General features: G+C 68.8%; 7 protein-coding genes. 4 read left to right on the top strand and 3 right to left on the bottom strand.

Translation table 11 applies throughout. The features are described from left to right. Positions 1 to 182: 182 nt before the first annotated feature. From H4O13_06625 to H4O13_06610, 4 genes are all read left to right on the top strand, one after another. Positions 183 to 1,688, top strand: a complete 1,506-nt coding sequence (locus H4O13_06625; GenBank protein MBE5315062.1) for a hypothetical protein — start codon at positions 183 to 185, stop codon at positions 1,686 to 1,688. A 347-nt stretch (positions 1,689 to 2,035) separates the two neighbouring features. Beyond that, a complete protein-coding gene (gene katG / locus H4O13_06620) occupies positions 2,036 to 4,228 on the top strand; it encodes a catalase/peroxidase HPI (GenBank protein ID MBE5315061.1) in 2,193 nt (730 codons plus the stop codon). Positions 4,229 to 4,489: 261 nt separating this feature from the next. Then, positions 4,490 to 5,623: a phospholipase A gene (locus tag H4O13_06615; protein ID MBE5315060.1), complete on the top strand. Its 1,134-nt coding sequence runs from the start codon at positions 4,490 to 4,492 to the stop codon at positions 5,621 to 5,623. A 97-nt stretch (positions 5,624 to 5,720) separates the two neighbouring features. Beyond that, positions 5,721 to 6,641: a M14 family metallocarboxypeptidase gene (locus H4O13_06610; protein ID MBE5315059.1), complete on the top strand. Its 921-nt coding sequence runs from the start codon at positions 5,721 to 5,723 to the stop codon at positions 6,639 to 6,641. Positions 6,642 to 6,755: 114 nt separating this feature from the next. On the opposite strand, the gene H4O13_06605 is transcribed toward H4O13_06610, so the two are convergent. From H4O13_06605 to H4O13_06595, 3 genes are all read right to left on the bottom strand, one after another. Next, positions 6,756 to 8,900 (bottom strand): hypothetical protein, encoded by a 2,145-nt coding sequence (locus H4O13_06605; GenBank protein ID MBE5315058.1) that lies wholly within the window; start codon positions 8,898 to 8,900, stop codon positions 6,756 to 6,758. A 265-nt stretch (positions 8,901 to 9,165) separates the two neighbouring features. Next, on the bottom strand, positions 9,166 to 12,330 hold the full coding sequence (locus H4O13_06600) for a CHAT domain-containing protein (protein ID MBE5315057.1): 3,165 nt from the start codon (positions 12,328 to 12,330) through the stop codon (positions 9,166 to 9,168). Further along, on the bottom strand, positions 12,308 to 13,117 hold the full coding sequence (locus H4O13_06595) for a hypothetical protein (GenBank protein MBE5315056.1): 810 nt from the start codon (positions 13,115 to 13,117) through the stop codon (positions 12,308 to 12,310). Before H4O13_06595 ends, H4O13_06600 begins: the two co-directional genes overlap by 23 nt. Positions 13,118 to 13,192: the final 75 nt, after the last annotated feature.

Here is a 13,192-nt window from a genome sequence, read left to right as displayed (position 1 = left end):
CCGCTGGAGCGAGCACTGACGCGCTTGGTCCGCGTGCGCGCCATCCTGGGCGCGCCGCCAGCTCCGATAAACCCGAGCTTCCTTGGCAGGCGTTTGCTCGCGATGTTGGCGGGCGCATACTGCGGCCATCGTGCACGGCCGGGGGGCGTGCTCGCTCCGTGTGCCAGCAGCGAGATCCGCCCATGTCTATTCGCCTCAAGCTCTATCGAACGCTGGCTTGCCCGGCGCTGCGCCAGACAGCACGCGGGCTCGCCCTGCTGGTGCTGGCGCTCTGGTGCAGCACGGCCGCTGCGCAGCAGACGTTCTACGTCGCGACGACCGGCACGGATCAAGCAGCGGGCGGCAGTCAGGCGCAGCCTTGGGCCACGATCACCTATGCATTGGATCGCGTGCCGGACGGCAGCCTCATTCTTGTCGAACCCGGCACCTACACCGGGCGCATCCGCATCCGCGGCAATTTCGCCCAGGGCGTCACCCTGAGATCCCGGCTGCCTTATCAGGCACGGCTGCGGGCCAGTGAAGCGGTGCTGACCGTCTACAACGACGCGGCCGATATCAGCGGCATCACGATCGAGGGCTTCGACATCGCCCACACCGGTGCCGGCTCCGCGGCGCTGGTCGTGCAAATCCAGGACGGCTTCAATCGAGAGACCCGGCGCATCACCCTGCGCGACAACATCTTCCACGACAGCTGGAACAACGATCTGCTGAAGATCAACAACGGCGCCAGCGAGATTCGCGTCATCGGCAACGTGTTCTACAACCAGCAGGGCTCGGACGAGCACATCGACATCAACTCGGTCGACGATGTCGTGGTCGAGGGCAATGTGTTCTTCAACGATTTCGCCGCCTCCGGCCGCAGCAACCCGAACGACACGGCGGCGTACATCGTGGTCAAGGACAGCAATGGCAGCGACGACGAATACGTCGGCGCGCGCAACGTGGTCGTCCGCAGGAACATCTTTCTCAACTGGCAGGGCTCGCCCGGCTCGAACTTCCTGCTGTTCGGTGAGGACGGCCAGGCCTACCACGAGGCCTTCGACTGCGTGGCCGAGAACAACCTCTTCCTTGGCAACGCCAGCAATCCGATCCGTGCGGCCTTCGGGGTCAAAGGTTCACGCGATATCGTGTTCCGCGCCAACACGGTGGTGGGCAATTTACCGGGCAATGCCTTCGCCATGCGCCTCAATCGCGAGGGCAGCAACCCGACGGTGCAGAACATCCGCTTCTTCAACAACCTCTGGTCCGATCCCAGCGGCAGCATGGCCGACTTCAGCGATGTGCTGGCGGCCGACGTCAGCGGCATCGTGCTGCGCCGCAACGGCTACTTCAACGGCGGTGCTGCGATCCCGCAGGACGCGGGCGATGCGGTGAACTTCACTAACGACGCGGAACAACGCATCGGTGACCCGCGCCTCCCCGCGCAGACGGGAATCACCACCCCGCACTGGCTGCAGTCGCAGTCCCAGTTCAACGGTGGCTTCGCGCGGATTGCGGATGTCTTCCAGTTCTACGCCGCGACCTACGGACAGCCCGGTGCCGGTGGGGTGGGCGTCGATCAGGCCGATCCAACCCAGATGCCGGCGAACGATCTTCTCGGCAGGACTCGCGCTGGCTTGCCCGATCTTGGCGCGCTTGAGCGGGCTGAAGTGACGACGGTGCTGTTCGCCAACGGCTTCGAGCCTTGACCCGAGCTGAGATCGATCGGCGTAGGGTCACAGTCTGTTCGGACCCAGCGGCAGCTGGCATTGGTCCGGGCGCTCCTCACGCTTTGTGAAGGCGCGCTTGGGCATCGTCGCGTGGGCGTTCAAGAGTGGCGCTGTCTGAACATTTCGGCTTGCTGCGATGCCGCATCGCGCGGAAGCCCCGCGCAGAGCGCGTCGGGCGCTGCGATCCGCGCGGGTGTCGGCTCAGAGCTGCTGCATTGCGCCATTCCCTCGGGCTATGCATGTGATCGGCACAAGCGATTTCATCTATTGAATGGCCTGAGCCAAGCTTGCAGCCCTGTACGACCCCACCACCGGAGGAGAGACACATGTCCAACGAAGCGAAATGCCCCGTGCATGGCGGCGCCAGCCATATCGGTATGGGCAAAGGCCCGCGCAACCGCGACTGGTGGCCTGACGCGCTCGATCTCAGCCCCCTGACCGCGCATTCCGAAAAGCTCGACCCGCTCGGCAAGGGCTTCGACTATCGCAAGGAGTTCCAGAAGCTCGACCTTGATGCGGTCATGGCCGACCTCAAGGCGCTGATGACCGACTCGCAGGAGTGGTGGCCGGCGGACTACGGCAACTACGGCGGCCTGTTCGTGCGCATGACCTGGCATGCCGCCGGCACCTACCGCATCTACGACGGTCGCGGCGGTGGCGGCACGGGCGATCAGCGTTTCGCACCGCTCAACAGCTGGCCCGACAACGGCAACCTTGACAAAGCCCGCCGCTTGCTGTGGCCGATCAAGAAGAAGTACGGCAAGAAGCTTTCGTGGGCAGACCTGCTGATCCTGGCCGGCAATGCGGCGATGGAGTCGATGGGCTTCAAGACCTTCGGCTTCGGCGGCGGTCGCCCCGACATCTGGGAGCCGCCGGTCGTCGACTGGGGCCCCGAGACCGAGTGGCTGGGCGACAAGCGCTACAGCGGTGATCGCGAGCTCGCGAACCCGCTGGGCGCGGTCCAGATGGGCCTGATCTACGTCAACCCCGAAGGCCCGAACGGCAAGCCGGATCCGCTGGCCTCGGCGCGCGACATCCGCGAAACCTTCGCGCGCATGGCGATGAACGATGAAGAGACGGTCGCGCTCACCGCCGGCGGCCACACTTTCGGCAAGGCGCATGGCGCTGGCGATGCCGCCAAGGTGGGTCCGGAACCCGAAGCGGCCGACATCGCCGAGCAGGGTTTCGGCTGGATCAGCAGCCACGGCAGCGGCAAGGGCAACGACACCATCACCAGCGGCATCGAAGGCTCGTGGACGCCGAACCCCATCCAGTGGGACAACGGCTACTTCGACGTGCTGTTCGGCTACGAGTGGGAGCTGGTGAAGAGCCCTGCCGGCGCCTGGCAGTGGCACCCGAGAGACCTGAAGCCCGAGCACCATGCTCCGTCCGCCCATGACCCGTCGAAGAAGGTCACGGTGATGATGACCACGGCCGACATGGCCATGCGCATGGACCCGGCCTACGAGAAGATCTCGCGGCGCTTCCACGCCAACCCGAAGGAGTTCGCCGACGCCTTCGCCCGCGCCTGGTTCAAGCTGACCCATCGCGACATGGGCCCGCGTGCCCGCTACCTCGGCAAGCTGGTCCCGAGCGAAGTGCTGATCTGGCAGGACCCGGTGCCTGCCGTGGATCACCCGCTGGTGGACGCCAGCGACGTGGCGGCGCTGAAGGCCAAGGTGCTGGGCTCGGGTCTGTCGACCCGCGAACTCGTCTACACCGCCTGGTCGGCGGCCGCGACCTACCGCGGCACCGACAAGCGCGGCGGCGTCAACGGCGCGCGCATCCGGCTGGCGCCGCAAAAGGACTGGGCGGTCAACGAGCCGGCGCAGTTGGCCAAGGTGCTGGGCGTGCTGGAAGGCATCCAGAAGGACTTCAACGCCTCGGCGTCGGGCGGCAAGAAAGTCTCGCTGGCGGACCTCATCGTGATCGCCGGCAACTCGGCGGTTGAAGATGCAGCGAAGAAAGGCGGCGTCCACGTCGCCGTGCCCTTCAATCCGGGCCGCACGGATGCGACGGCAGAGCACACCGACGTCGACAGCTTCGCGGTGCTGGAGCCGCGCGCCGACGGCTTCCGCAACTACGTGGCCAAGGGCTTCGAGGACAAGCAGGCCACCCTGCTGGTCGACAAGGCGGCCCTGCTTGAGCTGAGCGTGCCGCAGATGACGGTGCTGGTCGGTGGCCTGCGCGCTCTCGGCGGCAACCACGGCGACGCCAAGCACGGCGTGTTCACCGACCGGCCCGGCGTGCTCAGCAACGACTTCTTCGTCAACCTGCTGGACATGTCGACGAAGTGGACCCGCTCGCAGGCCGATGCCAACGTGCTGGAGGGCCGCTGCCGCAAGAGCGGTGCGCTGAAGTGGACGGGCACTCTGACGGATCTGGTGTTTGGCTCGAACTCGCAGCTGCGCGCCCAGGCCGAGGTCTATGCCGAAGACGACGTCTCGGAGAAGTTCGTACACGACTTCGTGGCGGCCTGGACGCATGTCATGGAGGCCGACCGCTTCGACTTGAAGTGATGCGCCAAGGCTGAGCGGCTCGGTCGTGATGACGGAGCCGTGCAACCCGGCCCCGCAGCGCCATGCAACCGGCGCTGCGGGGCTTTTCTTTTTCTGCCATGGTGAGGGCGGGCCTGCATCGGTGGCGCTCGCAGGGGGCCGGTGACGCAGGCAGGCCCGGCGTCTTGCTCTAGGGCAACACCAATCAAGCCGAGCGAGGAATTGATCCGTGTTCCCCTAAGCTAGCGACTTCGTTTCGTACCCGACGAGTTCGCCATGCCCATGAAGATTGCGCCCCCTCGACTGCAGCGTGCCGGCCTGGGCGCGCTCTGTGCCCTGCTGGTGGCAGACAGCGCGCTGGCGCAGGAGAACAAGGGCGTAACGCCAGCGACGGTGGAGGCCTGCGCCGCCATCGATTCCGACCCGGCACGGCTGCTGTGCTACGACCGTGCGGTGGGCCGCGACGCCCACCAAGCGGCCAAGGCGGAGCGCGAGAACGCGGAGCTCGCGGCCGCGTACGACGCGCTGGATGCGCGTCTGCATCCCGACGGCGTGCGCAATCAGGCGGAAGAACGCATCGCCGCGCGGGTCGCCTCGCGTGAGCTGTCCGCGCTCGATCGGCGCTGGGAGCTCAGCCCCGAGTCCAAGCTGGGCAGCTTCAACCTGCGCGCCTACAAGCCTGTGTATCTGCTGCCGCTGGCCTGGAGCAGCCGCCCCAACCGATTGCCGCAGAGCCCCAACCCGGAGAACCGCCTGCAGGACCCCTTCGACCTGCAGCCGACCGAGGCGCGCTTCCAGCTGAGTCTCAAGACCAAGGTGGCGCAGGGCCTGCTGTTCGGCGAGGGGGATCTGTGGTTCGGCTACACCCAAAGCTCGCGCTGGCAGCTCTACAACAGCCGGACCTCGCGCCCCTTCCGCGAGACCGTGTACGAGCCCGAGGCCCTGCTGGTGTTCGGGCCGAAGGCCGAGGTGTTCGGCTGGGACCTGCGCATGGCCAGCATCGGCATCAACCATCAATCCAACGGCCGCAGCCTGCCGCTGTCGCGCAGCTGGAACCGCGTGGTGGCTGCGTTCGGCTTCGAACGCGAGGACTGGCTGCTGAGCCTGCGACCATGGTGGCGAATCGGCGAGGACGCCGAGACGGACGACAATCCCGACATCGTCGACTACCTTGGGCGCGGCGACATCAGCCTGGTGCACCGTCGCGGCGCGCATGAGTTCGCGCTGCTGGCGCGGCACACCTTCAAGTCGGGCGCGGAGTCGCGCGGCGCCCTGCAGCTCGACTGGAGCTTTCCACTCTCGCGCAGCCTGCGTGGCCATGTGCAGGTGTTCGAGGGCTACGGCGAGAGCCTCATCGACTACAACGTGCGCAGCACCCAGATCGGTGTGGGCATCTCGCTGTTCGAGTGGTTCTGAAGGCCTTCGCTGAGCGTCGGGTATGGCGGCTGGCACAGCCCGGCGCGGACGAGGATTGCTAGCATTCGGCGCCTTCCAACACAGCGAGATTCTCCCGATGCGCAGCGACGCCTTCTATCCGATCGGAACGCCGGGGCAGCCCTGGGGCGAGGCCGAGCGCGCCGAGTGGCTGGGCCGACAGAGCCGTCAACGCAGCTACCGCGAAGATGTCGTCAGCGTGGTCGACGCGCTGCGCGAGCGCTTCGATGTCGTCGAGTACGGCGCGCTCGACTACGGCAGTGAGCACTTCCCCCTCTACGCTCTGCGCAGCCGCGCGTGGAACGCGGCCCTGCCCGTCGTACTGGTGACGGGTGGCGTGCACGGCTACGAGACCAGCGGGGTGCGAGGTGCCCTGCGATTCCTGCGAGAGGACGCGCAGCGCTACGCCGGCCAAGCGAATCTGCTGGTGGCGCCCTGCATCAGCCCCTGGGCCTATGAGCGCATCCATCGCTGGAATGCGCAGGCGATCGATCCCAACCGCAGCTTCCGTGCCGACAGCCCGGCCGAGGAGTCCGCCGCACTGATGCGTCTGGTGCAGGCGCTCGAGGGCGAGATCCTACTGCACATCGATCTGCACGAAACCACCGACACCGACGAGAGCGAGTTCCGCCCGGCGCTGGCGGCGCGCGATGGCAAAACCTTCGAAGCGGGTGCGATTCCCGATGGCTTCTATCTGGTGGGCGACAGCGAGAATCCGCAGCTGGCCTTCCAGAGCGCCGTGATCGCGGCGGTGGCGCAGGTCACCCACATCGCGCCGGCCGATGCGGCAGGTCAGATCATCGGGTCCGCGGTGGTGGCGCCGGGGGTGATCCTGTACCCCTTCAAGGCGCTGGGTCTGTGCCCGGGCATGACGTCGGCGCGCTTCACCACCACGACCGAGGTCTACCCTGACAGCCCGCGCGCAACGCCGGAGCAGTGTGACGCCGCGCAAGCCACCGCTGTTTGCGCGGCGATCGACTTCGCTCTCGCGAACGCTTGAGGTCACGCGGACGCGTTGCGGAGTGCCGGGCGCCTTGGCGGGCGCGATCACTGATTAGCCGCGTGAGCGCCTGATCGAGCGGACGCGAGTGTGCACGGTGCCCGGGTTCAGGCTTCAGCGTCCGAACGACTGAACGATGGACGCCGTGTTGGGATTTCCCCGCAGCTGTTCGCGCATTTCGCGCGTGCTCTCGGGGCTCAGCGTCCAGCCGAGCGGAAGCACGCGTTTGCCGGGGCAGAGCCGGTAGTGCCAGAGCTCGCCGCGGACCGCCTGCACCTGGTCCATCAGCGCCTGACGCGCGAACTCGCCGCGGGCATCGCGCGTCGCAAGGATGGCGACCAGCGGTGCCCGTGCTTCCCCATACAGCGGTGCGTTCGAGGGCAGGGCTGCCGTTTCGGACGTCTGGCAACGGTCCAGACCGTTGCCGGCAAAGCTGGGAACGCGAGGATCGTTGCTGATGTGGATGACCCGGACGCGCGGGCGGCCCGGGGGTGAAGCCGCGTCCGCGCCTGCGGTGGTCGCCGGCTGCGCTGCATGGGCGCCGCCCTGAAGGCGATCGATCAGGGCGCTCAGGGTTGTGGTTCCGCTGTTCTCGAAGTAGCCGCCGTCCACGACCTGACCGATCCGAACAACGCGGCCATCGGCGCCTTCGTCTTCGCGCCTCAGCACGCTGCCGGCGGGGCTGACCAAGGTGAAACGCGCGCTGTTGTGCACTGCGCTGAAGGTCGGCAGCTCCCGAGGCAGCCAGTCCGCGCCGTCGACCACGCCGGGGAACGGAACATCGTGGGCGCGTTCGGTCAGCGTGCTGAAGGGATGCTGGACCAGGCGCAGCCCGGAATCTACGACGGTGGTGTTGAGCATCAAGGCGGGCAGGAGGCGATCCTCGCCCTCGCGCGCGTACAGCGTGTCTGCAAGCGCCGATGTAAACGCGTCCGCGTAAGCATCGTCCGCTGCACCTTCGGCCTGCAGCACCTCGCGGCGGTAGGCCGCGCGCCAGGCGTTCTCCAGGGCTTGGCCGCGGTCGCTGAACATCCGCACGGGCAGAAAGCGCTGTGCGGCGTCGAGCCCGAACATCGAGCCCAGCACCGGGGCGAGGAAATCGGCCTGCAGCAGGTTGCGCAGCCGTTCGAGATCGGCTGCGTTGAGCGTGCGGTCGAGATCGCGGTAGGCGCTGGCGAAGACTGCAAGCCCGAGGCTTCCCCCGGAAACGCCGCTCACCGCGAAGGTGCAGCGCCAGAGTTTGCCGCCGGTGGCTTCATGCAATTCGGAGAGCACCAGCACGGTCCACATCGCGGCGCGGATGCCGCCGCCTTCGCTGGAAATCAGCCACACCTCGTCCTTGCACGGGTCGCTGCGGTCGCGTCGCCAGTCATGGATGTGCGCCTGCAGGCTGGGACGCCCCCCGGTGCGGTAGTCCAGGCCGATGGGCGGATCCTGGTCGGACTGCTGTTCAGCGGTGAGGCGTACGGCGTGGTTGTCGTTGAGACCGATGGCCGTCATCAGGCTCGCCCAGGTCAGCATCGCGGTGAGCACAGGGAAGCGCAGCCGCGCCGCCAGGTAGATCGGCCAGGTGCTGGCCCAGACGCTGAAGCTGGCGGCCCCAAGAATGAGCGCCAAGGGGCCCAACCCATCCAGGGTGTCGGGAAGGTAGAGCCCCGCCAGCCAGGACAGCGGGAGTGCGATCAGGCCGGCGGCGTGCACGATGCGGGTAAACCGGGGCAGCTCGTGCCAATGCTGGTAGCGCGCCACGAGCGGCTGGTGTTCCACGCCCAGCGGGCGCTCCTGCCCCTGCATTAGGGTGCGCAGCAGCACGCGCCTGTAGGTGGTGAACATCCAAAGGCCGATGGCCAGCAGCAGATACGCCGCACTCCACAGCCAGGGGGCCGGCTTGTCCTCGGCGGGATGCGCCTGCCAGTAAGCGCCGGCAAGGGTGAGCGGCGCGGCGGTGGCGAGCAGTCGAGGCAGGCGCTGACCCAGCCACGTCTGCAGCGACTCCGAGGTCTGCCACCGCGGCCATTGGAATGCGTACAGGGTGCGTGCGGAGTACCACACCAGCAGGCCGAACCCGGCGCTGAAGACCCACGCCGCGAGTGCCCAGACGGGGGCTTCGATGCTGATGTCGAACAGCTCGCGGATCTGCGCGACGTAGCTGGACAGCGCGACCCCGGCCAGCACCATCAGCAGCGGAACCCGGATCAGCATCAGCAGGCCGGCGAGCTGCAGCATGCGTTCCCAGATGTGGCGCAGGATCCTGATCATCGCGATCTCCAGTCAGAACGGTGGTGGACGCGCCCCGGCACGCTGCGTTCTTGGCGGTCGTCGCCGGGCCCGGTTGGCGGCAGGGCGCGCGGCGAGCCGCCAGCGCTCTGCTGCGCTGTGGGCTTCGCTGTCGGGCGCAGCCGCCTGCGACGCGCGCTGGGCGCTGCCGCCGAACGGCACGGGCTGTGTCCGCGGCGCCGCGGAACGGCTGCAGCGCGCCGATCTCTCGGCACGGCGCTGACGGGTTGGGTTGCGGGCGTCGTGTTCATGGCGAAGTCGCGTCATCAGCAGCGGCGGTTGGCGGTCGCAGGGGCAGGGCCTCGAAGTGCACCCATGCCGCCCAATGGTAGGGGTGCCGGAAGGCACGCGAGCGCTGCAGGCTCTGGCGTGCCGCGCGCAGCGCCGCCGCGGGATCGAGCGGCAGGCCGCTGCGGGCCTGCCGCTGCAGGTCACCGTAGTAGGCCGGGACCCAGAGCTGGCTGGCGCTGTCGCTGACCAGCCAGCGTGCAGCGATGACATGGCCTGCGCCGGCGCGCACAAGCGCTAGCGCAAAGCTCGACTGGCCGGAGTGAGTCGCACCGCGATCGGCGCCCTGCGCAAGCTGGCAGGCGTTGAGCACCACGTGGGGGCTGCGCGCGCCGCGCACCTGTACATCCAGCGCACTGATGAACTGCGGGTCGCCGTCAGGCTCGGAGGGGTCCATCCAGAGTCCGCTCCCCGCCAGCAGCTGCGGCTGCAGTTGTCCGTGAGCGGACACGTGCAGCCAGCGGTCGCTCCGCTGCAGCGCGGCGAGCAGCTGCTCGCGTTCGCTCAAGACCTGGCGATCGATCTCCCGACCCGGCAGCGCGCCCAGCAGGAGGTTCGCTTCGGCATCGGCGGCGCGCAGGGCGGCAAGCGCGGGAGCGGCGCGCAGGCCGGCCGGCGCCGACGCATTCTGGCGCTGCGCCGCCTGCAGCAGCTGCAGTGCGCCGAGCACCGGCGCCGCGCCCGGGCGCGTCGACGGCTGCAGCAGCCGCAGGCGATGGGTTTCGCCCAGCGCTCTACCGTCGGGGCCGGGCAGCAGGCTCCATTCGACCTGCAGGCCAAGATCGTCCGCCAGTACATCGACGGTCTCCTGTGCAAGCAGGTCGTTGGGCAGTCGAAGCCGTGCGGCGACCTCTGCACCGGCCTCGTGCAGCTGCTGCACGGGCGTGCCGAGCTGCTGGGCAGCCGTCGACAGGCGCTGCAGGGCGGCGTGCAGACCGGACAGATCGTCCAGGATCCGAAAGCTGCGTTGCTGCGCGGACCACTCGACGTGCAGGGTCTGCTGCTCGCCGTTCAGCAGGATCTGAAGAGGCGCTCGCGCATTGAGGCCTGCGCGAAGCGCGTCGACGGAAACCGGCTGGCGTTCGCGCGGCGTGCCGCGGGACGACAGCGCGGCCAGCAGGGTTCGCGGGCGCGCGTCGGAGGCCTCACCCAAAAGCAAACGTCCGAGTTCCGCATCGAGCCGGGCAGGGTGGGGAGAGCTCGCGGTAGGCCCCATCGGCAGGCCGAGGCTCAGCCAATCGAGAAGCCAGCGCTCAGCGCTGGGATCCAGCTGGGTTTGGCCGGCCAGGGTGCGCAGCCGCAGTTCGACGGCGGTTGCCCGCAAGCGCAGCATCTGTCCGATCAGCGCTTGATCGAGCAGCGGGTTGTGTGTCTGCAGGCGCAGCGCTTCCAGGTCTCGTGCCGCCTGCAGCAGCGCCACTTGCGCCTGCTCAGCGGCGCCTTCGTCCGCTCGGCGGCGCGCGACTTCGCGCTGCAGCGCCACGCGTTCGGACAGGTCGAGCGCGACCCAGGCGGCCGCTCCGCTGGCCGGTGCCGAAGATCTGGGCCGTGCGGCCAGAACAGGTCCCGCCTCGAGTTTGCCGGGTTCGATCAAGCCTCGCAGATGCGCTGCGCGTGCCTGTTCGCGTGGGCTCGGCTCACGCAGGGCGGCAAGCGCCGCGAGCGCCGCGGCCTGATGCCCGAACTCCCACTCCAGCTCGGCGCGCGCCAGCGCGGCCAGGTTGAACAGCTCGCGCTGCTGGATGCCGTCGGCAACCGACTGTGCCGCATGGATCAGATCGAGGCGATCCGAGTAGCCCGCGCGGCCGCGCAGCAGCCGGGCCTGCAGCAGCTGGCCCGCGGCGTAAGGCGCTGGTGCTTGCCGCGGATCAAGCAGCGCCTGCGCTGCCTGCAGCGCGCTCTGGGCGTCGGCTTCGGCCCCCAGCTCCAGCAGCGTTGCCGCCAGTCGACGCAGCACATGCGCACGCCAGCGCGTCTCGCCGGCGCGCTCGAACTCGCCTTGCGCGGCATGCAGACGCTGCAGCAGCTCGGACACATCGCCCTGCTGTGCTGCCGTCTCGGCCAAGGACAGCTGGGCGCGGCCGCGCGCCGCAGAAGACTGCGGCCCCTGCAGCGCGTCGAGTGCGGCGAGCACGCGCGAACGCGCCTCCTCAGGCTGACCCGTCCGGCGCAGCAGATCCGCGTGATTGACCGCAGCGTTGGCGCTTTCGAGCGGCTCCTGCAGACTCGCGTAGGCGCCCTGCACCCAGGCATAGCAGGCGCTCGACTCTGCGAGATCGCCGCGTTCGAACAGCGCTCCGCAGCGGGCGGCCTCCAGGCGTACGCCGAAATAGTGCCGGCGATCCGGCGCGCCGGCCACGGCGCGGCTCAGTGCGAGCGCCTCGCCACCGCGCCCGGCCAAGCGGAAGTTCTCGGCCGCCGCCACCCGCGCGGCCGCCGCCTGCGGGGTGGCGCCGATGCTGTCCCAGGCTTGCGCAGCGTCCACGAACGCCGCCGCGGCGTCGATGCTGCGCCCCTCCAGCAGCAGCCACTGCGCCTGCAGGTGCAAGCCCAGGGCGCGCCAGCGCGGCGCCGGCGCACGCGCCGGCAGCGTCGTCAGCGCACCTGGCGGCGACTGCCCGCTCAAGCTGCCGATGCCGCCGCCCAGGTGCTGAGCCACCGCTGCGGCGTCCTGCAGCCAGCGCTGCAGCTCGGTATCGATCGCGTTGCAGTCAAGGCTGAGCATCACCCGCGCTGCAGACCGGCCGGACAGCTGACGGGTGATCGCGATCGTGTCGGACGCATCGACCCTCAGCAGGCTCAGCCCATGCCGTGGCGGCGTCTGCACCGACAGGGCCTGGAGCTGTTCGGCGCCGTCGATCTGCAGATCGTGTCCGCGTTCCTCGATCCACAGCCACGCGCCCTGCTCGGCGGTGAAGCCCACCTGCAGACGTCCGGACTGCGGCAAGGCCAGGTCCAAGGGGGCGGGGCTGTCGCAGCCCAGCGAAGCGGCCGAGGCGCGTGCTGCCGGAGCGAGAACCGACAGCAGGCTCAGTACGCCCGCCAGCGCGAGCGCGCGGGCAGGGCAGGCGCTGGGAGTGGCCGCCATCGAAGCGCGCTGCTCAAGGTCTGCGAGGTGGCTCATTGCCCGTGCCAGTGTCCGTCTGCTTGATGCTGACCTGGTTGCCCGTGAGCTTGGCAAGGCTGGGCGCGCATTCGGGGCGGTCCGGGAAGTCCTCGGATTTGCAGGTGGAGAGATGCGGGCGATGCGCGTCGCAGTTCTTTTCGCCGTGCGCGAACACCTCGACCAGATACTGCTTGTGGGTGGGCTTGCCGGCGGCGTCGCGAGTATCGCGGAGGTAGACGTAGATGTCTGCTGCGAGCGCCGCGTCGGCCGTACCTTGCAGCCAAGTCACGTGCTCGCGCCCTTCGGCGGGCGCTCTAATCGCGCGCAGCGTTCGGGTCAGTGTCTTGCCTGGCTTACCGGCCGGGGGCGCGATGGTCAACTCGTAGTCGCCGCTGCGAGGGATGTGCGTGACACTCAGCAGGGCGGGCCGCGGCAGCACCTGCTGACCCGTGCACAGCTCCGTCGTCTGCGGCTGCGCAAGCTCGAGCGGCACGGAGCACTCCGTCTGCCAGGCCAGCGAGTCGGTGCGGATGGACACGATCGGCAGCACCACGCCCTCGTCCTTGCGGAACAGTGCGTTGAATCCACCCACCGCATCGGCGGGCATCGGAACGGTGCCGTCGTCCGCGCAGGCTTTCTCCTGGGTGACGAAGTCTTGCGCCTGGGCCTGCGGTGTCGGTGCCTGCGCCTCGGTCGCGGGCGCCTGCGCCGCGGGCGGGGAGGGCGCTTCAGAGGTTGTGCAGCCGGAGGTGACAAGGAGTGTGGCGCCGAGGGCGGCGCGGATCAGCATGGCGGCGCTTTGCATTGGCCTGTGTCCCCGAAGTTCGCGCGTGGACGCCAGCGACGGCAGGTCGTGGCTCGCATGCGAGGGGTGGCCGAG

The organism is Lysobacterales bacterium, from assembly GCA_014946745.1.
GTDB lineage: Bacteria > Pseudomonadota > Gammaproteobacteria > Xanthomonadales > Xanthomonadaceae > Aquimonas.
This window is presented reverse-complemented; position numbering and strand designations above follow the sequence as displayed.